The sequence below is a fragment of the Serratia sp. root2 genome (assembly GCF_031931805.1).
GTDB classification, from domain to species: Bacteria; Pseudomonadota; Gammaproteobacteria; order Enterobacterales; family Enterobacteriaceae; genus Serratia; species Serratia inhibens.
In genome coordinates, this window is the sequence record NZ_JAUJXB010000001.1 from 926352 (window position 1) to 949846 (window position 23495).

The 23495-nt window shown below is 54.5% G+C and carries 18 protein-coding genes, 1 pseudogene and 1 other annotated feature; of the genes and pseudogenes, 12 read left to right on the forward strand and 7 right to left on the reverse strand.

All coding sequences use genetic code 11. The annotated features are described in order from the left end of the window. Positions 1-2 precede the first annotated feature (2 nt). Both trpD and QZQ97_RS04395 read right to left on the reverse strand, forming a co-directional pair. Positions 3-1597: pseudogene (trpD, locus tag QZQ97_RS04390) on the reverse strand (bifunctional anthranilate synthase glutamate amidotransferase component TrpG/anthranilate phosphoribosyltransferase TrpD). After that, positions 1597-3159, reverse strand: a complete 1563-nt coding sequence (locus QZQ97_RS04395; protein ID WP_311992407.1) for an anthranilate synthase component 1 — start codon at positions 3157-3159, stop codon at positions 1597-1599. The pseudogene trpD and the gene QZQ97_RS04395 overlap by 1 nt, the downstream one beginning before the upstream one ends. A gap of 25 nt (positions 3160-3184) precedes the next feature. Continuing rightward, positions 3185-3288, reverse strand: a sequence feature (Trp leader region). Between the two features lie 242 nt (positions 3289-3530). Between QZQ97_RS04395 and rnm the strand changes: the two genes are divergently transcribed. From rnm to rluB, 5 genes are all read left to right on the forward strand, one after another. Further along, positions 3531-4418: an RNase RNM gene (gene rnm, locus QZQ97_RS04400; protein WP_311992408.1), complete on the forward strand. Its 888-nt coding sequence runs from the start codon at positions 3531-3533 to the stop codon at positions 4416-4418. Between the two features lie 48 nt (positions 4419-4466). Further along, positions 4467-5087 carry an L-threonylcarbamoyladenylate synthase gene (locus tag QZQ97_RS04405; RefSeq protein WP_311992409.1) on the forward strand — a complete coding sequence of 207 codons (621 nt, stop codon included), beginning with the start codon at positions 4467-4469 and terminating at the stop codon, positions 5085-5087. Between the two features lie 114 nt (positions 5088-5201). Then, a complete protein-coding gene (locus QZQ97_RS04410) occupies positions 5202-5561 on the forward strand; it encodes a Rap1a/Tai family immunity protein (protein WP_311992410.1) in 360 nt (119 codons plus the stop codon). Positions 5562-5713: 152 nt separating this feature from the next. Continuing rightward, the gene (locus QZQ97_RS04415) at positions 5714-6511 is read left to right on the forward strand and encodes an alpha/beta fold hydrolase (protein WP_311992411.1); all 798 of its coding nucleotides are present in this window, start codon (positions 5714-5716) and stop codon (positions 6509-6511) included. 209 nt (positions 6512-6720) lie between these two features. After that, positions 6721-7617 (forward strand): 23S rRNA pseudouridine(2605) synthase RluB, encoded by an 897-nt coding sequence (rluB, locus tag QZQ97_RS04420; RefSeq protein WP_006321138.1) that lies wholly within the window; start codon positions 6721-6723, stop codon positions 7615-7617. Positions 7618-7660: 43 nt separating this feature from the next. Here rluB and cobO read toward each other — a convergent pair whose 3' ends face one another. Both cobO and QZQ97_RS04430 read right to left on the reverse strand, forming a co-directional pair. Beyond that, the gene (gene cobO / locus QZQ97_RS04425) at positions 7661-8251 is read right to left on the reverse strand and encodes a cob(I)yrinic acid a,c-diamide adenosyltransferase (RefSeq protein WP_311992412.1); all 591 of its coding nucleotides are present in this window, start codon (positions 8249-8251) and stop codon (positions 7661-7663) included. A 13-nt stretch (positions 8252-8264) separates the two neighbouring features. Beyond that, entirely contained in the window at positions 8265-9026 is a 762-nt protein-coding gene (locus QZQ97_RS04430; RefSeq protein WP_311992413.1) for a YciK family oxidoreductase, read from the reverse strand. Positions 9027-9386: 360 nt separating this feature from the next. Here QZQ97_RS04430 and sohB point away from each other — a divergent pair, with 360 nt between their 5' ends. After that, entirely contained in the window at positions 9387-10433 is a 1047-nt protein-coding gene (sohB, locus tag QZQ97_RS04435) for a protease SohB (protein WP_311992414.1), read from the forward strand. 47 nt (positions 10434-10480) lie between these two features. On the opposite strand, the gene QZQ97_RS04440 is transcribed toward sohB, so the two are convergent. Beyond that, entirely contained in the window at positions 10481-10732 is a 252-nt protein-coding gene (locus QZQ97_RS04440) for a YciN family protein (protein WP_119802578.1), read from the reverse strand. Between the two features lie 425 nt (positions 10733-11157). Between QZQ97_RS04440 and topA the strand changes: the two genes are divergently transcribed. Further along, positions 11158-13755, forward strand: a complete 2598-nt coding sequence (gene topA, locus QZQ97_RS04445) for a type I DNA topoisomerase (protein WP_006321120.1) — start codon at positions 11158-11160, stop codon at positions 13753-13755. A 346-nt stretch (positions 13756-14101) separates the two neighbouring features. After that, positions 14102-15076 (forward strand): HTH-type transcriptional regulator CysB, encoded by a 975-nt coding sequence (cysB, locus tag QZQ97_RS04450; protein WP_311992415.1) that lies wholly within the window; start codon positions 14102-14104, stop codon positions 15074-15076. Positions 15077-15234: 158 nt separating this feature from the next. On the opposite strand, the gene QZQ97_RS04455 is transcribed toward cysB, so the two are convergent. Then, positions 15235-16950, reverse strand: a complete 1716-nt coding sequence (locus QZQ97_RS04455; protein ID WP_311992416.1) for a hypothetical protein — start codon at positions 16948-16950, stop codon at positions 15235-15237. A gap of 311 nt (positions 16951-17261) precedes the next feature. Here QZQ97_RS04455 and acnA point away from each other — a divergent pair, with 311 nt between their 5' ends. After that, on the forward strand, positions 17262-19934 hold the full coding sequence (gene acnA, locus QZQ97_RS04460; protein ID WP_311992417.1) for an aconitate hydratase AcnA: 2673 nt from the start codon (positions 17262-17264) through the stop codon (positions 19932-19934). A gap of 55 nt (positions 19935-19989) precedes the next feature. On the opposite strand, the gene ribA is transcribed toward acnA, so the two are convergent. Then, positions 19990-20583 (reverse strand): GTP cyclohydrolase II, encoded by a 594-nt coding sequence (ribA, locus tag QZQ97_RS04465; protein WP_311993869.1) that lies wholly within the window; start codon positions 20581-20583, stop codon positions 19990-19992. A 278-nt stretch (positions 20584-20861) separates the two neighbouring features. Here ribA and pgpB point away from each other — a divergent pair, with 278 nt between their 5' ends. From pgpB to lapB, 3 genes are all read left to right on the forward strand, one after another. Continuing rightward, a complete protein-coding gene (gene pgpB / locus QZQ97_RS04470; RefSeq protein ID WP_311992418.1) occupies positions 20862-21632 on the forward strand; it encodes a phosphatidylglycerophosphatase B in 771 nt (256 codons plus the stop codon). A gap of 343 nt (positions 21633-21975) precedes the next feature. Further along, entirely contained in the window at positions 21976-22278 is a 303-nt protein-coding gene (locus QZQ97_RS04475; RefSeq protein ID WP_020439141.1) for a LapA family protein, read from the forward strand. Between the two features lie 6 nt (positions 22279-22284). Then, complete coding sequence (lapB, locus tag QZQ97_RS04480; protein WP_311992419.1) at positions 22285-23454, forward strand: lipopolysaccharide assembly protein LapB; 1170 nt, start codon at positions 22285-22287, stop codon at positions 23452-23454. The last annotated feature ends 41 nt before the right edge of the window (positions 23455-23495 follow it).

Genomic DNA, 23495 nt, shown 5'->3' on the forward strand with positions numbered 1-23495 from the left:
ATTTATCCTCTTGCTGCCAGTGCGGTGACGCGCTCGTAAGCTTGCCCGCTGTGAATCGTGTCCAGTGCCTGCTGCGCGTTTTGGCGCAGGTCTTCATGCCCGAATAACTTCAGTAGCAGCGCCACGTTAGCGGCTACCGCTGTGGCGTGCGCCGGGTCGCCTTTACCTTGTAACAACCGTGCCAGAATGTCACGATTTTCTTCCGGCGAGCCGCCCTGCAGGGCTTCCAACGGGTAGCTTTGCAGTCCGAATGACTCTGGCGTCAGCTGATAGCTTTCAATTTCACCGTTGTTAAGTTCCGCCACCTGAGTAGCTGTGTGGATCGCCACTTCGTCCATACCACCGCCATGTACCACGGCGGCACGTTGATAACCCAGCACACGCAGGGTTTGGGCTATCGGCAACACCAGCTCCGGGCTGTAAACGCCGATCAGCGCCAGCGGCGGACGTGCCGGGTTGATCAACGGGCCGAGTACGTTAAATACCGTGCGCGTTTTCAATTGTTGACGTACCGGCATCGCATGGCGAAAACCGGTGTGATACTGCGGTGCAAACAGGAAGCACACGCCCAGATCATCCAGCGCCTGGCGAGACTCTTCCGCCGGCAGATCCAGGCGAATACCGAATGCCGCCAACAGGTCCGAAGAGCCGGAACGGCTGGAGACGCTACGGTTGCCGTGCTTCGCTACTTTGGCGCCGCATGCCGCCGCCACAAAAGCGCTGGCGGTAGAGATATTGATGCTGTTGGTGCCGTCGCCACCGGTGCCGACAATATCGGCAAACGGATAGTCCGGGCGCGGGAACGGCAAGGCATCGGCCAGCAGGGCTTTGGCCGCACCGGCAATCTCTTCCGGGCGCTCACCGCGGATTTTCATGCTGATCAGTGCCGCTGCCAGTTGGCTTGGCTCCAGCTCACCGCGCACGATGGCGCTGAACAACTGCTGGCTTTCCTCTTGGCTCATTGACTCTGAGCGGTACAGCTTCTCAAGAATAGGTTGCATCGTCGTTTCCCTTATTATTTCGCCAGCGCCCAGGCCAGAGTTTGCTCAAGCAAACGCGCGCCGTGGGTGGTGAGGATCGATTCCGGATGGAACTGGAAACCACATACGCGATGCCGGTCATTACGTACTGCCATCACCATGTCGCCAAATCGAGCGTTAACGGTGAGTTCGGCCGGGATATTGCTGCCGACCAGTGAATGGTAACGAGCCACCGGCAGCGGGTTCACCATACCGGCAAACATGCCTTCGCCATCGTGGCTGATGGCCGAGGCTTTGCCGTGCAGGATCTCGCCTGCCTGGCCGACGTGGCCGCCGTAAGCTTCCACGATCGCCTGGTGCCCCAGACAGATGCCGATAATCGGCAACTGGCCGCGCAGGCGTTGCAGCAGTTCCGGCATGCAGCCGGCTTCGGACGGCGTCCCCGGGCCTGGGGACAGCATCAGCACCGGTTGCTCCATCTGTTGCAGGCGTTCGATAATCACGTCTGCGGAAATCTGATTGCGGTAAATCACCACCTGGTGGCCGCTGGCACGCAACTGATCGACCAGGTTATAGGTAAAGGAATCGACGTTATCGAGCAGTAAGATATCGGCCATCAGAACACCTCCTTGGCTTGGTGCGCGCTGGCAATGGCACGCAGCACGGCACGTGCCTTATTACGGGTTTCATCGGCTTCCGCCTGCGGAACGGAATCCAGCACTACGCCAGCGCCGGCTTGCACGGTGGCGATACCGTCTTCAACATACGCGGAGCGGATGACAATACAGGTATCCAGATCGCCGGTGGCGGTGAAATAGCCCACTGCGCCGCCGTAGCTACCGCGACGGGAGCCTTCAGAAGCGGCGATCAACTGCATGGCGCGAACCTTGGGCGCACCGCTCAGGGTCCCCATGTTCATGCAGGCCTGGTAGGCGTGCAACACGTCAAGGTCTGCGCGCAAGGTGCCGATCACCCGGGAAACCAGGTGCATCACGAAAGAGTAGCGATCCACTTTGGTCAGATCTGCCACGTAGCGGCTGCCGGCCTGGCAGATGCGCGCCAGATCGTTACGTGCCAGATCGACCAGCATCAGATGCTCGGCCAGTTCTTTGTGATCGGTGCGCATTTCCAACTCGATGCGACTGTCGAGATCCAGATCCAACGAGCCATCGATTCTGCGGCCACGCGGGCGGGTACCGGCGATAGGGTAAATTTCGATCTGGCGGTTGCCGGCGTCGTATTTCAACGCGCTTTCCGGAGAGGCGCCGAACAGCGTGAATTCGTCGTCCTGCATAAAGAACATGTAAGGGCTTGGGTTGCTGTCTTTCAACGTTTGATAGGCCGCCAGCGGGGCCGGGCATGGCAGCGAGAAGCGGCGTGACGGCACCACCTGGAAAATCTCGCCCTGGCGAATGGCCTGCTGCAGTTCGCTGACCACGGCGCTGTATTCCTCATCGGTCTGGTTGCAGCTCAACTGCATGTTTTCCAGCTTCTGATGCGGAATGGGTTGCGGGCTCTGTTTCAACTGGGTCTGCAACTGCTCAAGACGCTGCTGCAGACGCTGTTCTTCCGCCGTGTCGGCGGTAAACACGCTGGCCTGCAGGCGAGCGACGCCGCGCTGGTGGTCCAGCACCAGCAGGGTTTCCGCCAGGTAGAAGCAGAAGTCCGGGCAACGTTGATCCTGGCGCAGTGCCGGCAGATCTTCGAAACCGGCAACCAGGTCATAGGCAAACAGGCCGCCGAGCATGACCGCTTCACGTTCGTCCGCCGGGGCGTCAACCAGTGTCAGCAGTGTGCGCAGTGCGTCAAATACTGACAGCGAGCGCAGGCGGGCATCTTCATCCTGCACCGAATCGATGACCGGGAAGGTCAGTTCACGGCCGTTTGGGCGAGCCTGAATCTGCACTTCCGCCGGCAGCGCTTCATCGAGCAGCGGTAACATCGCCGCACCGTTAGCGGTCAGCGCCTGCAGCGTGACGCTGCGGCCCAGTGCTGTGATGCGCAGGGCGCTGTCGATCACCAGCAGGCTCTGGAGGTTTTGCTTGCTGTTTATCTCGGCAGACTCCAGCAGCAGAGTGGCCGGGCGCGCGCCGCACAACTGGTGGAAAATGGTAGTCGGATCGCCCCGATAGCTGGTTTCCGCCTTCAGTAGTGTGAGTTGTGGCTTGATGTTCGTCATGGGTGGTTCCAGTTAGATTTTGTCCATAAAAAAGCCCGCATTACCGGCGGGCTTAGGGAATCTGCAGTGTCAGATGACAGGTATGCGTGATTACACCGCCCGCGAAAGGGAAGTACGCCACCAACGAAGAAGAGAAGTTTGCTTATTCATTTCTATGCTCTCTCGATTATCATCCAACCAGGGAATGCCCCTGAACTTGTGTACTAGTTAACTGGTTCGCGGGAATAAAGTCAACCCTCTTTTTACACAATGTTTTAGCGGCAAACGTGAGTTATTTTCATCAGGACGGGAGTGCGTGGTCCAGAATAGATTTCCGTCCGGCCGACGATAGCGGGTATGATAGAAGGCCAAGCCATTGCCGGATATTTCTTTTGACAGACAGCAACTCACAGCCTTCCGCGTTCACCCTTTACGACCTCCACAGCCATACCACCGCCTCCGACGGCTATCTGACGCCGGCGCAGCTGGTGCAGCGGGCGGTTGAAATGCGGGTTGGCGTATTGGCCATCACCGATCACGACACTACCGATGGGCTGGCCGCCGCCGCCGCCACGATTGCCGAGCTGTCGCTGCCATTGCAACTGGTGAACGGGGTAGAAATCTCCACGCTATGGGAAAACCACGAGATTCATATTGTTGGTCTGGGGATTGATATTGCCCATCCGGCGATGGTGCAACTATTGGCCGAACAAAGCGAACGCCGCAACCTGCGGGCGCAGGAAATTGGCGTTCGGCTGGCAAAGGCGCGTATCGATGGCGCCTTCGAAGGCGCACAAAAACTGGCGGACGGCGGAGCGGTGACCCGTGGGCATTTTGCGCGTTATCTGGTGCAGATTGGCGTTGCCGACAACATGGCGCAGGTGTTCAAGAAATATCTGGCCAAGGGCAAAACCGGTTACGTTCCGCCACAGTGGTGTACAATAGAACAAGCCATTGATGTGATTCATCAATCTGGCGGGCAGGCGGTGATAGCGCATCCGGGCCGTTACGATCTGACGGCTAAATGGCTGAAGCGGCTGTTTGCGCATTTTGCCGAACACGGCGGCGACGCGATGGAAGTGGCCCAGTGCCAGCAAGCACCGCATGAGCGTTCGCAACTGGCGAAGTACGCGCAAGAGTATCAATTACTGGCGTCGCAGGGGTCGGATTTTCATCAGCCCTGCTCGTGGATCGAACTGGGCCGTAAACTGTGGTTACCCGGTGGCGTTGAGCCGGTGTGGCGTGACTGGCCGCAACCGCAGCAGGCAGCAGTATATTGATTTAACGTGGGCGGATACGCCTGCGTGCATCATTTTTAGGAGCAAGTCATGAGTCAGCTTTTTTATATTCATCCAGATAATCCTCAACCGCGTCTGATCAACCAGGCGGTGGACGTGCTGCGCAAAGGCGGGGTGATTGTCTACCCCACCGATTCCGGTTACGCGCTGGGCTGCAAGCTGGAAGAAAAATCGGCTATGGAACGTATTTGCCGTATTCGCCAGTTGGACGGTAACCACAACTTTACGCTGATGTGCCGCGATTTGTCCGAACTCTCCACTTACGCCTATGTCGACAATACCGCATTCCGTTTGATCAAAAACAACACGCCGGGCAATTACACTTTCATCCTGAAAGCGACCAAAGAGGTGCCACGTCGTTTGATGAATGACAAACGCAAAACCATCGGTCTGCGCGTACCTTCGAACCCGATTGCGCTGGCGCTGTTGGAAGTGCTGAACGAGCCGATGATGTCGACTACGCTGATGTTACCGGGTAACGATTTCGCCGAGTCCGATCCGGAAGAGATCAGCGATCATTTGGGCAAGCAGGTAGATCTGGTGATCCACGGAGGATTCCTGGGTCAGCAACCGACCACAGTGATTGATCTGACGGAGTCGGCGCCGGAAGTGGTGCGCGAAGGCGCGGGAGACACAACGCCTTTCCGTTGATGTTATCGTTGCGGCGGTTGCTCATTTTCTGAAAAGTGGCTGAAACGACGTCATTTATCGTGAAAGCCGCTATTCTACAATATCGAAAACTGAAAATAGGCAGGATGCATAGCGATGATTAAACGGGGTTCTTTTTTAGCGGTCTTATTGTTTTCTTCTGTGGCCAATGCCGGTTTTTATTCCGGCAACGCTTTGCTGTCTGAAACCGGCGGCTATGTGAAAAATAAAAATGGGGCGGCTACCGTTGCCGAAGCCCTCGATGGCGGAATGTTTATGGGTTATGTGGCCGGCGTCTTTGACACCTATTCGATGCAGGGTAACCGCAATATTTGCCCGGACGCCGGCATGAGCGTAGGCATGGCTGCCGATGCGGTCATGCATTATTTAAATGAACATCCGGAACAACTGCACTATTCTGCACCTTCAGTGATCATGCTGGCGTTAACCGCTGCTTATCCTTGTGAAAGGCACTAAATTTGTTCATTTGGTGCGTATTTTTTCATTAGGTGCGCCCCCCCGTTTTTTAGCACGTTCTTCAATAGATTAGATCGCTAAACGCTGTCAGTTTACTTCCTGTGCACAAGTCCTCTTAACTGCTTTGAGGACATGACGCTTCAGGAGGCAAAATGACAGCGTTTCACTTTGGTACCCACTCTCTCGATTATCATGATTCCGGTTCAGGTTCGCTGACGCTGGTCTTGCTGCCCGGCTGGTGTGAGCCAAAAACGGTATTTGACCCCTTTTGCGTGCTGGCTGGTGAGCGATATCGGGTGATTAGCATCGACTGGCGCGGCCACGGTCTGTCTTCCCGCGATGACGCGCTTTCGCTTGGCGCCGAAGATTTGCTCGAGGACGTCCATCATCTGCTGACTGCGCTGCAGGTGGAGAGCTTTGTGACGCTTTCGGTGGCGCACGCAAGCTGGATTGCCGTCGCGTTGGCAGAGCTTATGCCGCAGCAGGTCAAAGGCCTGGTATTTCTCGATTGGATCATGACGCAGCCGGTACCGGCATTTTTCCAGTCGGTGCAGCAAATGCAACGGTCAAACCAATGGCTGGCGGCACGCGATGCGTTGTTTGCGTTCTGGCAGGGCGGCCTTGATCATCAGCGAGTGAAACATCATCTGACCGTTGAAATGGCCGGCGAGAATTTCCGCGTCTGGCAGGCCGCCGGCGTGGCAATAGAACAAGCTTACCGGCAATACCGTTCACCGCTTGACCGGTTGGCCGAATTAAGTTCCCCTCCTGCTTGCCGGCATATTTACTCGCTGGATCGCGATGAAAATTATCTGGAGCAACAGCGGGCGTTTGCTGCCGAATATCCGTTTTTCTCGGTAGTGCGACTGGAGCATGCCCGCACACACCTGGGGATCCTCGAGCGGCCTGATGAAGTGTATCGGGCGGTAATTAACTTTCTTGGCGATTAATCTTCTTTCCTGTTTTGACCTAATGCGGGGCAGAGCCCGCAGTTAATGGATTTCGATAATCTGTCGGGTAATAAAGAGGGTTCCAACCCTATTGAAAGCCTGTATAATGCGCGGTTCGATCCAAGTAAACGTATTGTTACCGCTGTGGTGTCTGCCGCCGCAGTGGTCATCCCCCCGACGCCTGTGAAGGCGACACTAGAGGTTGCTCAATGAGCGAAAAGTTACAAAAAGTTTTAGCGCGTGCCGGCCATGGTTCGCGTCGTGAAATCGAAACCATAATTGAAGCCGGCCGCGTCAGCGTTGACGGTAAAATTGCCAAACTGGGCGACCGTGTTGAAGTGACTGCGGCGATGAAAATTCGCCTGGATGGTCACGTGCTTTCCATTAAAGAATCCGAAGAAACGGTTTGCCGCGTGCTGGCTTATTACAAGCCGGAAGGTGAACTCTGCACTCGTAGCGATCCTGAAGGCCGCCCGACGGTGTTTGATCGCCTGCCTAAACTGCGTGGTTCTCGCTGGGTAGCGGTAGGGCGTCTGGACGTCAATACCTCGGGCCTGCTGTTGTTCACTACCGATGGTGAGCTGGCAAACCGCCTGATGCACCCGAGCCGCGAAGTCGAGCGCGAATACGCGGTACGCGTATTTGGCCAGATTGACGATGAAAAAGTGAAGCAACTGAGCAAGGGCGTTCAGTTGGAAGATGGCCCGGCCGCTTTCCGTACCATCACATTCCAGGGCGGCGAAGGCATTAACCAGTGGTACAACGTGACGCTGACCGAAGGGCGTAACCGTGAGGTGCGTCGTCTTTGGGAAGCGGTTGGCGTTCAGGTCAGCCGTCTGATCCGCGTGCGTTATGGCGATATCGATCTGCCTAAAGGCCTCCCGCGTGGCGGTTGGACCGAGCTGGAACTGCCGGCGATTAACTACCTGCGCGAATTGGTTGAGCTGAAGCCTGAAACCGTCAGCAAGATGCCGGTAGAACGTGAACGTCGCCGCGTGAAAGCGAATCAAATCCGTCGTGCAGTCAAGCGCCACACCCAGGTGGCCGGCAGCGGTCGCCGTAGTGCAGCGGGCAGCAAGCCTGGCAAGCCAAGCAAGCGCAGCTAATCATTACGCCGCACCCTCTCAGGGCTGCGGCGTTTTCTTTACGTTACCAGTCAATTCCCTTTTGCGCCATGATACCTGCGTCGAACGCGTGTTTTACCGGCCGCATTTCCGTCACCGTATCCGCCATTTCCAACAGATCGCGATGGCAGCCACGCCCGGTGATAATGACCGTCTGGTGTGCAGGGCGCTGTCGCAAGGCTTCCAGCAGCTCGTCTAACTCAAGATAACCGTAACTGACCATATAGGTCAGCTCATCCAACAGCACCAGATCCAGGCTGCTGTCGGCCAGCATGCGTTTGCCGTGTTGCCATACGGCCTGACAGGCTGCGGTATCGCCGGCTTTATTCTGAGTTTCCCAGGTGAAGCCGGTTGCCATTACCTGGAATTCGACCCCGTGCTGCTGGAGCAGGTTTTTTTCCCCGTTCGGCCATTCGCCTTTGATGAACTGAATAACGGCGGATTTCATACCGTGGCCGACGGCGCGGGTCACTGTGCCGAACGCCGCGGTAGTTTTGCCTTTTCCGTTACCGGTGAACACCAGCAGTAAACCGCGTACTTGCTGGGCGGCGGCGATACGAGCGTCAACCTGTTCTTTCAGGCGCTGCTGACGTTGTTGATGGCGGTCTTCGGCCATGATAAAGCCTCCTTTACTCAGCGGCACCGGGTTTACGATTGGGTTGAGCATCGAAGCTCATACCGGTTTTGCGGCGGCTGTCATCGCCCATTAAATAGAGGTAAAGCGGCATGATATCCGCCGGTGTTTTCAGTTTGTCTTTATCTTCATTCGGGAAGGCCGATGCGCGCATTTGAGTGCGTGTTCCGCCAGGATTGATGCAATTTACCCGAAGATGACGGCTTTTATATTCGTCGGCCAACACCTGCATCATGCCTTCCGTGGCAAATTTGGATACCGCATAGGCGCCCCAGTTGGCCCGGCCCGTGCGGCCAACGCTGGAACTGGTAAAGATCAGAGATCCCGCATTGGATTTCAGCAGCAGCGGCAGCAGCGCCTGAGTGAGCATAAAGGTCGCGTTGACGTTGACCTGCATGACTTCGTTCCACATCTCCATCGACAAGTCAGCCATCGGAGCGATATCGCCCAACAGCCCGGCGTTATGCAGAACACCGTCGAGGCGTGGGATCTGAGTGGCCAGAGCATCCGCAACTTGTTTGCACTGTTCCTGCGTGGTGTGCAGCAAATCCAGCGTAACGGTGAAGCTGGGTGCGCCTCCCAGCCGGGCGATCTCGGATTGTACCGCCTGCAGCTTGCTTTCGGTACGGCCCAGCAGCACCAATTGTGCGCCAAATTTGGCATAGGTGAGTGCGGCTTCTCGTCCGATGCCGTCGCCGGCGCCGGTGACCAGAATGATTCTTTGTTCCAGCAGGTCATGTTTAGGGTGGTAATGCACAATAATTCCTCGCGCCGTGGTGGCTATCTCCCGCTTGCATCGGGGAGTGGTGTGAATGAGAGAGAACCCGGCGGGAGCAAAGGCTCGACCGCATGCAGGATCCCGCAGCGAATTTGGTTCATCATGTTGATGAATAATGCGTGTTATATGCCTCAAATGGATCGTATTTTCAATGATTAGGCAGCAGAATCGGCATTCTTTTGTAACAAAAACGGAACAGCGGTAGCTTGGTTAAGTCAAAAAGCGCCCACATAGTACAGAGGCATCACAAGGAATTTTTATTTAGCCGCGACAGCCACAGCGTCGGTTGGCTAGAATGAATGAGATCATACTAACAACCTGTAAATAAAGGCGGAATCTGTGGAGTTTATATCTGTTTACGGCCTGTTTCTGGCCAAAGTCGCGACGGTAGTGATTGCCATCGCCGCGCTGGCGTTGCTGGCGGTCAGCATTGGGCAACGCAAGGCCCGGCACAAAGGGGAATTGCAGCTTACCGATCTCGGCGAGCAATATCGGGAGATGCAACGCGACATGCGCCTGGCGCGTATGGGCGATGCGGAACAAAAGACCTGGAGCAAACAGTTTAAAAAGCAGACAAAAGCCGACGATAAACTGAAAAAACAGCGCGCTAAGGCCGGTGCGGTCGAAGCGACCAAACCTTGTCTGTATGTGCTCGATTTCAAAGGCAGTATGGATGCCCATGAAGTGACTTCTCTGCGTGAGGAAATCTCGGCGGTGCTGGCGGTGGCAACGCCGCAGGACGAGGTTCTGTTGCGGTTGGAAAGCCCGGGTGGGGTAGTGCACGGTTATGGCCTTGCGGCATCGCAGTTGGCCCGCTTGCGCACTGGTGGGATCCGGTTGACGGTAGCGGTGGACAAAGTGGCGGCAAGTGGTGGTTATATGATGGCTTGCGTGGCGGATCGCATCGTCGCGGCACCCTTTGCCATCATAGGGTCAATCGGCGTAGTGGCGCAGATCCCCAATTTCCATCGCCTGTTGAAAAAGAACGATATTGATGTGGAACTGCATACTGCCGGCCAGTTCAAACGCACGCTGACTCTGTTTGGTGAAAACACCGAGCAGGGGCGCGAGAAATTCCGTGAAGATCTGAATGAAACCCATGAACTGTTCAAAGAGTTTGTGCACCAGCAGCGGCCTTCGCTGGATATCGACAGCGTGGCGACCGGCGAGCACTGGTTTGGCTCTCAGGCGAAAGATAAAGGGCTGATTGATGCGATTGGCACCAGTGACGATCTGGTGATCGCCGAAATGGAAAATCACGAAGTGGTCGGGGTGCGCTATGCGCGTCGTAAACGTCTGATGGACCGTTTTACCGGCAGCGCGGCGGAAAGTGTCGATCGTTTGTTGCTGCGCTGGTGGCAGCGTGGTGAAAAACCGCTGCTTTAAGCACTTTTGATTAATCACCACGGGGGCTAAAACCCCCGTTTTTTTGCTTAATCAGCCAAATGATATTTTTCGGAAAGCACGTGGGCCAAATGTTTAAACATATTAAATACTGCAGTGGTTTTTACCGTAGGTAATCCATCCTGATCCAAAAAGAATTCGCCGCGAAAAACTAAAACGCTGCCTTTTTGTTCAACATCGTTGGCCACCATGCCTTGCAGATAATCGCTATGCTGTCGAATAATGTTATTTGCTTCCTGCAGCAAGGCCTCGCGGCCAATGGGGGTGGTATTAATGCGCATTATTACACTCCAATCATAAATTCTGCGCGTATTCTAACGCCGGTTCGCATTTATCCGCAAACAGACTAAGGTTTATTTGCCATCTGGATGGCTAACGGTATCCATCGATTGGCGAAATCTCTGTTTCCGTGCTAATTAGGTTGCGTGACGCTTTTTATCAGGTACAGTGTGGGATTTTGCGGCGTCGGGTGGAAGCTTTTGTTTACGCCATGAATGAGTCTCACACAGCCATACTTCTGGGGCATGAGTGAATAGTCGGCAGGATCAACAACTTGCACTCAGGTTGAGCAGTTAAGCAACCAATAGAAAAAAACATGTTGATCTCTTGCCAGACTGCCGCAATATAAAAAAGAGATATGAATCGCTGCGGCACGGCGAGATAAAAGACTTCTTTTTAGAAGAAACAAATTTAGGTAAAGGTAAATATGGGTAAAGCTCTCGTAATAGTTGAGTCCCCGGCAAAAGCCAAAACTATTAATAAATACTTAGGTAATGACTACGTGGTGAAGTCCAGCGTCGGTCATATCCGTGATTTGCCGACCAGTGGCTCAGCCAGCAAAAAGAGCGCTGACTCAACCGAAGACAAAGCCAAGAAGAAAGTTAAAAAAGATGAGAAAACGGCGCTGGTAAATCGGATGGGCGTCGATCCTTATCATGGCTGGAAAGCGGATTATGAAATTCTGCCAGGTAAAGAAAAAGTTGTCGCAGAGTTAAAATCGTTAGCGGAAAACGCCGACCATATTTATCTCGCAACCGACCTTGACCGCGAAGGGGAAGCCATTGCCTGGCACCTGCGGGAAGTGATCGGCGGTGATGACAAACGCTTTAGCCGCGTGGTGTTCAATGAAATCACCAAGAATGCGATCCAACAGGCCTTCAAACAGCCGGGTGAGTTGAATATCGATCGTGTTAACGCACAGCAGGCGCGTCGCTTTATGGACCGCGTAGTGGGTTACATGGTATCGCCGCTGCTGTGGAAGAAAATTGCCCGCGGCCTGTCAGCCGGTCGAGTGCAATCTGTTGCGGTACGGTTGGTGGTGGAGCGTGAGCGCGACATCAAAGCCTTTGTGCCGGAAGAGTACTGGGAGCTGCACGCCGATCTGCTGGCGAAGAATGATACCGCGCTGCAGATGGAAGTGACGCATGCCCACGACAAACCGTTCAAACCGGTTAACCGTGAGCAGACTCATGCTGCCCTTAAACTTCTGGAGAAAGCCCGGTATACGGTGCTGGATCGCGAAGACAAACCTACCAGCAGCAAGCCTGGCGCGCCTTTCATTACTTCTACGTTGCAACAGGCGGCCAGCACCCGGCTGAGTTTTGGCGTGAAGAAAACCATGATGATGGCACAGCGGTTGTATGAAGCCGGCCACATCACCTATATGCGTACCGACTCCACCAACCTGAGCCAGGATGCGCTCAACATGGTGCGTGGCTATATCGGCGACAATTTCGGCGACAAGTACCTGCCGAAAGCGCCAAATCAGTACAGCAGCAAAGAAAACTCGCAGGAAGCGCACGAAGCTATCCGTCCGTCGGACGTGAACGTGCTGTCCGAGCAGTTGAAAGACATGGAAGCGGATGCGCAAAAGCTGTATCAACTGATCTGGCGCCAGTTTGTGGCCTGTCAGATGACGCCGGCGCAGTACGATTCCACTACGCTGTCAGTGAAGGCCGGTGATTATCAGTTACGCGCCAAAGGCCGTACGCTGCGCTTCGATGGCTGGACCAAAGTGATGCCTGCCTTGCGCAAGGGTGATGAAGACCGCACTTTGCCGTACGTCGAAGTCGGCAGCGATCTGGAACTGCAAAAGCTGATCCCGAGCCAGCACTTCACCAAGCCGCCTGCGCGTTACAGCGAGGCCTCGCTGGTGAAAGAACTGGAAAAACGCGGTATCGGCCGTCCATCGACTTATGCGTCGATTATCTCGACCATTCAGGATCGTGGCTATGTACGGGTCGAAAGTCGTCGTTTCTATGCCGAGAAAATGGGTGAGATCGTTACCGACCGTCTGGAAGAAAACTTCCGCGAGTTGATGAATTATGACTTTACAGCTCGCATGGAAGATGGCCTTGATCAGGTAGCCAATAATCACGCCGAGTGGAAAGCGGTGCTGGATGAGTTTTTTGCCGAGTTCAGCGAACAGCTGGAGACGGCGGAGAAAGATCCTGAAGACGGCGGCATGCGCCCGAATCAGATGGTCATGACCAGCATTGACTGCCCGACCTGCGGCCGTAAAATGGGTATCCGAACCGCCAGTACCGGTGTGTTCCTCGGTTGTTCCGGCTATGCGCTGCCGCCGAAGGAGCGCTGCAAAACCACCATTAACCTGATACCGGAAACGGAAGTGCTGAACATCCTCGAAGGGGATGATGCAGAAACCAACGCGTTGCGTGCTCGTCATCGTTGCCAGAAATGCGGCACGGCGATGGACAGCTACCTGATCGATAACCAGCGCAAGCTGCACGTCTGCGGTAACAACCCGGCGTGTGACGGCTATGAAATCGAAGAGGGCGAATTCCGTCTGAAAGGGTACGATGGCCCGGTGGTTGAGTGCGACAAATGTGGTTCCGAAATGCACCTGAAAATGGGGCGCTTCGGTAAGTACATGGGTTGCACCAATGAGACGTGCAAAAACACCCGTAAGATCCTGCGTAACGGCGATGTTGCGCCGCCGAAGGAAGATCCGGTTCCGTTGCCGGAGTTGCCATGCGAAAAGTCAGACGCTTACTTTGTGCTGCGCGACGGTGCTGCCGGCGTGTTCCTGGCGGCCAACACCTTCCCTAAATCGCGCGAAACTCGTGCGCCGCTGGTAGAAGAGCTGGCCCGTTTCAAGGATCGTCTGCCGGAAAAACTGCGTTACCTGGCGGATGCGCCGGTGGCGGATGGCGAAGGCAACAAAACGATGGTGCGCTTCAGCCGTAAAACCAAACAGCAGTATGTCTCTTCAGAGAAAGACGGCAAGGCCACTGGCTGGTCCGCTTTCTACGTTGATGGCAAATGGGTGGAAGGCAAAAAGTAAATCCGCAATGTGGACGCAATAATAAAAACCAGCCCTCGTGGCTGGTTTTTTGTTGCCTAAACGGGGGCGGGTCTATTTTCCCGGTCCCTGAGACTGGGTTTCACGTTGATAGCAATGCAAAATAATCGTTATCATGGTGTGACGTGGATCTATACTTGAAGCGGCTACGTGATATAGTGGTTATATAAAAAGTTTTTTTATGATTAAAGCTTATTAATAACGGCGTTTTCTTCAGCATCTGGGTAAGACACTGTGTTAAGGCTTGTCAGTTTTCAGCATACCGGGGCGACACCGATATACCTGGCTGCGGGTAAGCCGCAGTGTTTAACCTAGGATGGTATAAGATATGAAATTGCAGCAGCTTCGTTACATTGTGGAAGTGGTTAACCACAACCTGAATGTCTCCTCGACGGCAGAAGGGCTTTACACTTCACAACCCGGTATCAGCAAGCAAGTGCGAATGCTGGAAGATGAGTTGGGTATCCAGATTTTCGCTCGCAGCGGAAAACACCTTACTCAGGTCACCCCGGCAGGCCAGGAAATCATCCGCATCGCGCGTGAGGTTCTGTCTAAAGTGGACGCGATCAAAGCCGTTGCCGGCGAGCACACCTATCCAGATAAAGGTTCGCTGTACGTCGCTACCACTCATACTCAGGCGCGTTACGCGCTGCCCAACGTCATCAAAGGCTTTATCGAGCGCTACCCGCGCGTGTCGTTGCACATGCACCAGGGGTCGCCGACACAAATTGCAGAAGCGGTATCCAAAGGCAACGCGGACTTTGCCATTGCCACCGAAGCGCTGCATCTTTACGACGATTTGATCATGCTGCCTTGTTACCATTGGAACCGTGCGGTGGTAGTGAAACCCGATCACCCATTAGCCGGCAAAAGCCATGTCACCATTGAAGAATTGGCGGCGTACCCCATAGTTACCTATACCTTCGGCTTTACCGGGCGTTCTGAACTGGACACGGCGTTCAACCGCGCCGGCCTGACGCCACGTATCGTATTTACCGCAACAGATGCCGATGTGATTAAAACCTATGTGCGCTTGGGACTAGGGGTTGGGGTTATCGCCAGCATGGCGGTGGATCCGGTGCAGGATCCGGATCTGGTGACTGTGGATGCGCGCGATATCTTCACCTACAGCACCACCAAAATCGGCTTCCGTCGCAGCACTTTCCTGCGTAGCTACATGTACGATTTTATCCAGCGCTTTGCACCGCACCTGACCCGCGACGTGGTCGACAATGCCGTGGCACTGCGATCGAACGAAGAAATCGAAGCGATGTTCAAGGACATCAAGCTGCCGATTAAGTAAATACCGAATAGCGACTTTCACTTAGCGAAACGGGAGGATAACCCCTCCCGTTTTGCTTTATTACTGCGTATCGGTAATCAATAAGTTGGCAATCCCATAGCCGGTCAAAAAGTCCCTGCTCACACTGGAAACCCCTTGAAAAGCAGGTTGCTGGAATGTCAAACCTCTGCCCCCAAAGTGGCTAATGGCGCCACTTTCAGTCCTGAGCCGTTAGCGCCGCTGAATGTACAAACCCAACCTGGTGACTGGTTTGCCAACGCTTCACGCTTCAGAATTAGCGCTCCTTTTTGAATGATGCCGCTAATTTCGGTGTAGCTGTTATCAACGTAAATAATGGCTGGCGAGGTTTTGCCGATGCTGATGTTATTTCCCGTAGCAGCAATGGATTCATTCCCGATCACCACGTTATGCACTGCGCTGCAATTGGCGCCCGGCAACGTCAGATCGCCGAAAATATGGCAGCCGGCAACGCTAACTCGCTGTGCCGTTGTTCCAGCGATCAGGCTACCGGTAATCTGGCTATTGCTAATCTTGAGTCCGCCAGCGGAACCAAGCGGTGCACCTGTTGCTGCTGCGACCGTCACATCGCCGTTGATCCTGCAGTTGGTAACCAGAGTTGAACCCGACATCACAACTGTCCTCAGGTAATTCAGCACGCTGTTGCTGATTTGATAATCGCCCTGAATATTGCCTGAGATATACAAACCGCTGCAGAGGGTGTTATCGAGTTTGATACGACCGTTGCCAATCGTTGTCGTATCGTAAGGATAAATATCACCCGAAAGTCGATTACAACCATTGATCACCATTTGAGCGTATGGACCGTAAGAAACGGCGCGCGTGAAATTGCTAATGCCGCATTCGGTTAGCCAAATCTCACCCCCCACTTTGATGAAGGTCCCTAATGGCCAATGACCTTCAGCATCACCCCCACCAGGGCGTTCAGCATGCATTCGCGTAAAATGCATTTGAATGCCTCCACGGACTTCAACAAACGGTGTAACGTTGTTCAGCTCGATAGAACCGTCAAAAAAGCGGTTAAAATTACTTTGATCACCTGGGCGGGTACTCATGATTAACAGTGGTGGATAAGCGGTAGCATCTGGGTTGGCAACATCATCAAGGTTGGCGTAGCTGTAACCGTCCTTCATACGGCCAGAGGCAAAAACGGAAACCCGGTTGAAGTTGTTATCGAAGGCATTGTCGAGGTACAACGCTGAACCGCGGAAGTTTTGTATGGCGACATCCTCCCACATGGTAGCAATGGTACGACAATAGACTCCGTGGCAGTATGCCCGACCTTTTTCGTCTTGGGTGGGATCAACGATGCTGGTGCCAATCCCTTGCACCATCAGGTTGCGCAGAGTGAGTTGCTGGAACCCAAAAGGTTCGCCCCAGCAATGAATCGCACCGTAGTCGCCATAGCCTGCGCTGCGAGGAATATTAAAGTCGAGCACGGTACCTGAAGCGCCGTGGCCGCCTTGCCCTTCCAAAAACCAATCTTTGCTGTAATCCAGCACTATAGGTTTTTTAAAATTCACTGTTCCACGCGGAAACACAATTTTGGCTGCATTCCCGTTGATAGTCGATGCATGGTTGAGCAATGCATCCATTGCCTGGTCCCAACTGTTATTGGCGGTCTTAAACCAGGCAAGTTCGAGCGTATTACCGTCTCTAACCAGACGCCAGCGTTTGCCCGCCTGAGTGACTACGGTCAATGTACCGTCATCAGACGTGTTGTCGCTCGCTTTATAGACATAGAAAAGCACGCGATCGGCAGTGCCACGTAACAGAATCACCTGACCCTCTGATTCTGGTTCTGTAGCCCTTAATTCAGCCACATTCGCAAGGGTATTGATTTTAGTCTCGGCCATGTTTTTCTTCCTGGGTAATGAAAAATTGATATGCAAGGTAGGGCGTCCTGATGGCTGTACCTGCTGCATGACTTTGCCTGGGAAGATTAGCGTCGAGGGAAAGGAGAGGCACTTTGTTCGGGCCCTGTCAGGGTTCAATAAACATTGGCGATTAACTTATTGAGCCAACGTCACTTCGCTCACTTGATTGCTTCTGCCTATCGTTCTGATCAAAACGTGTTGTTATCAAAACGTTAATTTCTCTATGTGGTATCTTTAAACAAGACCTCAGTGATTACCCTGTTTTAGTCATAATAAGAAATGGAGGAGCTATGTCGTCCGATCTTCGAGAAATGAGTCTGGATAAGCTGGTTGCGCTGAACAGCGAGTATTACTACTACAGTCTGCCGCTGGCGGCGAAACAGTTGGGTGATATCGACCGGCTGCCAAAATCGATGAAAGTGCTGTTGGAAAACCTGCTGCGCCATGTTGATGGCGACACCGTACAGGTTGATGACCTGAAAGCCATAGTCGATTGGTTGCAAACCGGCCATGCCGATCGCGAAATTGCCTACCGCCCGGCGCGCGTGTTGATGCAGGATTTTACCGGCGTGCCTGCGGTGGTGGATCTGGCCGCCATGCGCGAAGCGGTGCAGCGGTTGGGGGGCAATGTTGACCAGGTTAATCCGCTGTCGCCGGTTGATCTGGTGATTGACCACTCGGTCACCGTGGATGAGTTTGGTGACGATGATGCGTTTGAAGAAAACGTGCGTATCGAAATGGAGCGCAATCACGAGCGCTACACTTTCCTGCGTTGGGGGCAGAAAGCCTTCAACCGCTTCCGCGTGGTGCCGCCGGGTACCGGTATTTGTCATCAGGTCAACCTGGAATACCTCGGCCAGACGGTGTGGCATACCGACGAAAGCGGCAGGCACGTTGCCTACCCGGACACCCTGGTCGGCACCGACTCTCACACCACCATGATTAATGGCCTGGGCATTCTCGGCTGGGGCGTCGGCGGTATCGAAGCCGAAGCGGCGATGCTTGGTCAGCCGGTCTCCATGCTGATCCCGGACGTGGTGGGTTTCAAGCTGACGGGCAAACTCAGCGAAGGCATCACCGCCACCGATCTGGTGTTGACGGTAACCCAGATGCTGCGTAAGCACGGTGTAGTAGGTAAATTCGTTGAATTCTACGGCGATGGGCTGGCCAGCCTGCCACTGGCCGATCGGGCGACCATCGCCAATATGTCGCCGGAGTTTGGCGCTACCTGCGGTTTCTTCCCGGTAGATGAGGTCACGCTTGGCTATATGAAGTTGAGTGGCCGCAGCGATGAGCAAATTGCGTTGGTGGAAGCCTACGCCAAAGTGCAGGGCATGTGGCGACATCCAGGCGATGAACCGGTGTTTACCAGCACGCTGGCGTTGGATATGTCGACGGTAGTGGCCAGTCTCGCCGGGCCGAAACGCCCGCAGGATCGCGTGGCGTTGCCGGATGTGCCGAGGGCGTTTAATGCCGCAACAGAATTGGACATCGGCAGCCAAAAGAGCAAATCGGAATTTAAAACCTTTACTCTCAGTGGTCGGGAACACGAACTGCACAATGGCGCGGTAGTGATTGCAGCGATCACTTCATGCACCAACACCTCTAATCCCAGCGTGATGATGGCCGCCGGCCTGTTGGCGAAGAATGCGGTGAACAAAGGGCTGCGGACCAAGCCTTGGGTGAAGACTTCGTTGGCGCCTGGCTCCAAGGTGGTCACCGACTATTTCGACAGCGCCAAGCTGACGCCATACCTTGAAGAGCTGGGTTTTAATCTGGTGGGCTATGGTTGTACCACCTGTATCGGCAACTCCGGACCATTGCCTGAACCCATCGAGCAGGCGATCAAAGAGGGCGATCTTACCGTTGGCGCTGTGCTGTCGGGTAACCGCAACTTCGAAGGGCGCATCCACCCGCTGGTGAAAACCAACTGGCTGGCCTCGCCGCCGCTGGTGGTAGCCTATGCACTGGCCGGAAGCATGAAGATTGATCTGACCAAAGAGCCGCTAGGTGACGGGCGTGACGGCAAGCCGGTTTATCTGAAGGATATCTGGCCGAGCAGCCAGGACATCGCTCTGGCGGTGGAGCAGGTTCGCACCGAAATGTTCCACAAGGAATATGGCGCGGTGTTTGACGGTGACGCCAATTGGCAGGCGATTCAGGTTGCCGGTTCGGCCACTTATCAGTGGCAGGCCGATTCCACCTATATTCGCCACCCGCCGTTCTTCAGCACCATGCAGGTGAAACCGGACCCGGTGCAGGATATCAAGAATGCGCGCATTCTTGCCATTCTGGCGGATTCCGTGACCACCGACCACATCTCCCCGGCGGGGAATATCAAGCGCGACAGCCCGGCGGGACGCTACCTGAGCGATCGCGGTGTCGCGGCCCAGGACTTTAACTCATACGGCTCGCGCCGCGGTAACCATGAAGTGATGATGCGCGGCACCTTTGCCAATATCCGCATCCGCAACGAAATGGTGCCGGGAGTTGAAGGGGGTTACACCCGCCATATTCCTTCGCAAAATCAGCTGCCGATCTACGATGCTGCGATGCAGTATCAGCAGGAGCAGGTGCCACTGGCGGTCATTGCCGGGAAAGAGTACGGCTCCGGCTCCAGCCGCGATTGGGCGGCGAAGGGGCCTCGCTTGCTGGGGGTTCGTGTGGTGATTGCCGAGTCCTTTGAGCGTATCCATCGCTCCAATCTGATCGGTATGGGCATTCTGCCACTGGAGTTCCCGGCAGGCGTCAACCGCAAAACGCTGGGGCTGAGCGGGGATGAGCAGATCAGCGTAAGTGGCTTGCAAACGCTGAAACCGGGGCAGACGGTGCCAGTGCATATCACTTACGCGGACGGTCGCCAGGACGTGGTTAATACCCGTTGCCGTATCGATACCGGCAATGAACTGACCTATTACGAGAACGATGGCATCCTGCACTATGTGATCAGGAAAATGTTGTAAGAATGCGGTAATAAGAAGGGCGCCTTTTATGGCGCCCTGATTTTTGGGAGGGAAATTACTTCTGGTCCAGCAAATGGCCCATTTTGGCGGCTTTGGTCGCCAGGTAGCGTTCATTTTTTGGATTGCGGCCGACGATCAAGGGTACGCGCTCGGTGATGTTGATTCCCGCCTCGGTCAAGATCTCCACCTTTTTCGGGTTGTTGGTCAACAAACGCACCGCGTCCACGCCCAGCAATTTGAACATGTCCGCACACAGGGTGAAATCACGTTCGTCAGCGGCAAAGCCGAGTTGATGGTTGGCCTCTACGGTATCGGCCCCCTTGTCCTGCAGGGCATAAGCGCGGATCTTGTTCAGCAAACCGATATTGCGACCTTCCTGGCGGTGGTAGAGCAGGATGCCGCGGCCTTCTTCCGCGATATGTTCCAGCGCGGCTTCCAGTTGAAAACCGCAGTCGCAGCGCAGGCTGAATAACGCGTCGCCGGTCAGACATTCAGAATGTACGCGTGAGAGTACCGGCGTCGAGCCGGCAATATCACCGAAGACCAGCGCCAGATGATCGTGCCCGGTAGCCAGTTCTTCGAATCCTACCATCAGGAAATCGCCCCAAGGTGTTGGCAGTTTTGCCTCTGCCACCCGTTTAAGCTGCATGTTGCTCTCCACAAACACATCCGATTCAATCATTGTTGCGCATCCTACGTCCGACGCAGTGACCTGACCAGTATTAAAACGTGCAACGACGATCTCTATTTCGTTAATTATCGGCTATTTTGCCATAACTTCTTGCCCTGCGGTGCTCAGCAAACCAGCATCCGGCGTTTTCAGCCCATTATTATTGCGATAGGTTTTTTATCTGTTTAATTTTTCGAGTGTTATCGATATTGCAAGATTGTTACACTGACCCTTGGCTAAAACAAAGGAAACGTGGAATGTTTGAGATAGCGAAACGCACGGCAGCGGGTGCGATAGTGCTGTTGCTGATGCCGCTGGCAGTATGGCTATCCGGCTGGCAATGGCAGCCGGGCGGTAACGAACAGGTGCTGAGAGGCCTTTATTGGGTGACCGAAACCGTGACCTCGCCGTGGGGGATTATCACCAGCGTCATTCTCTCCGTCTGGTTTCTTTGGTGTCTGCGCTTTCGTCTCAAGGCGGCCATCGGCCTGGTCATTTTGCTCTCTGCCGCGGTATTGATCGGCCAGGGCGTAAAATCCCTGATCAAGGACCGGGTACAGGAGCCGCGGCCGTTTGTCGTCTGGCTGGAGCAAAACCATGGCGTGGACGGAAAATACTTTTACTCGTTGCATCGCAAAGAGCGCAGCGCGCTGGTAGCGGAACAGTTGCAGGATCAGCCGCTGGTGCCCGTCTGGCTTAGCAAGCATTGGCAATTTGAAACCGGTTTTGCCTTCCCGTCAGGGCATACCCTGTTCGCCGCCACCTGGGCATTGCTGGGTGTGGGGTTATTGTGGCCGCGCCGCCATTATAAAACCGTCGCATTGCTGATGCTGTGGGCGACCGGAGTGATGGGCAGCCGGTTGCTGCTGGGCATGCACTGGCCGCGCGACCTGGCGATGGCGACATTGATCAGTTGGCTGCTGGTGACGATTGCTTGTTGGCTGGCGCAACGCTGGTTTGGTCCGCTGACGTTGCCTCCTCAGGAGCAACAGGAAGTGGTGGAAAGAACGTCCGGAAGCAAACATTAGGTGACGTAGTCACTTATCGCGGCGCCGGGCAGGCGCCGTATTAATCTCTTACATTCGTCAATCATTGCAATTCCTGTGGCAGCCCCCATATCTTTATAAATTCATTGTTTTGAGAAGCTTTCTCATTAATTTCCCTGGAGGGGCCATTTACTGCCGAATATGCCGGCAGATATCTGGTTTTATCGTGCCGCAGGGTTTCCCAGGCACGATAGGAAATGCTAACTTAATGGGAGGGACGCCACGCATTGGCATATACCTTTCGTCTTTCAAGTCGCCGCCAGGCGGCAACTTGAAATACATCGGGTATAATTCATCCGATTAACTCGGCATCGCGGGAAAGAATGTGAAATATTTGCTGATTTTTTTGTTGGTTCTGGTGGTTTTCGTGATTTCTGTCACGTTGGGCGCGCATAACGATCAGGTTGTGAGTTTTAATTACCTGGTTGCGCAGGGTGATTATCGTATATCGACCCTGTTGGCTGCGTTGTTTGGCGCCGGTTTTGTTCTCGGTTGGGTCATTTGCGGCCTGTTCTATCTGCGTACCCGCATTGCGCTGGGGCGAGCCGAACGCAAAATCAAGAGGCTGGAACTGCAGCTTGAACAACCTGCTGAGCCGGCAGCTCAGTCCGTTGTCAGCAAGGAATAATCTTCTATGTTAGAGCTGTTGTTTCTGTTGCTGCCCGTGGCTGCCGCGTACGGTTGGTACATGGGGCGCAGAAGTGCTCAACAGGATAAACAACAGGAAGCCAACCGTCTGTCGCGTGAATACGTGGCCGGGGTGAACTTCCTGCTTTCCAATCAACAGGATAAAGCGGTCGATCTGTTCCTCGATATGTTGAAAGAGGATAGCACCACCGTTGAGGCCCACCTGACGCTGGGTAACCTGTTCCGCTCGCGCGGCGAGGTCGACCGCGCAATACGCATTCATCAGGCGCTGATGGAAAGCGCTTCCCTGACCTTCGAACAACGCCTGCTGGCGGTGCAACAGCTGGGGCGCGACTATATGGCCGCCGGCATGTACGATCGCGCGGAAGACATGTTCGGCCAGTTGGTCGGCGAAGAGGATTTCCGCATCTCGGCGCTGCAGCAATTGCTGGTGATCCACCAGGCAACCAGCGACTGGCTGAAAGCGATCGACGTGGCGGAAAAACTGGTCAAGCTGGGTAAAGACAAACAACGTATCGAGATCGCGCATTTCTACTGTGAGCTGGCGCTACAGGCAATGGGCAGTGACGATCTTGATAAGGCGATGAGCCTGCTGAAACGCGCGGCCTCGGCGGATAAACAGTGCGCCCGTGTGTCGATTATGCTCGGCCGCATCTATATGGCCCAGGCTGAATACGCCAAAGCGGTCGAGTCTCTGCAGCGGGTGCTGAACCAGGATAAAGAGCTGGTTAGCGAAACCTTGCCTATGCTGCATGAATGTTATCAACATTTGGAAAATCAGCAGGACTGGGCGGACTTCCTCAAGCGTTGCGTAGAGGAAAATACCGGTGCCACCGCCGAGCTGATGCTTGCTGAGATCATTGAACAGCACGAAGGGCGCGACGTGGTTCAGGTGTATATCAACCGTCAATTACAACGCCATCCGACCATGCGCGTGTTTTATCGCCTGATGGATTACCACCTGGCGGACGCCGAAGATGGGCGTGCAAAAGAGAGCCTGCTGCTGTTGCGGGACATGGTGGGTGAGCAAATCCGTACCAAGCCGCGCTATCGTTGCCACAAATGCGGTTTTACCGCGCATTCACTGTATTGGCATTGCCCGTCATGTCGGGCCTGGGCATCGGTTAAGCCGATTCGAGGGCTGGATGGGCAATAAAAAACGGGGCGATTATCGCCCCGTTTTTCGTAGAATACGTA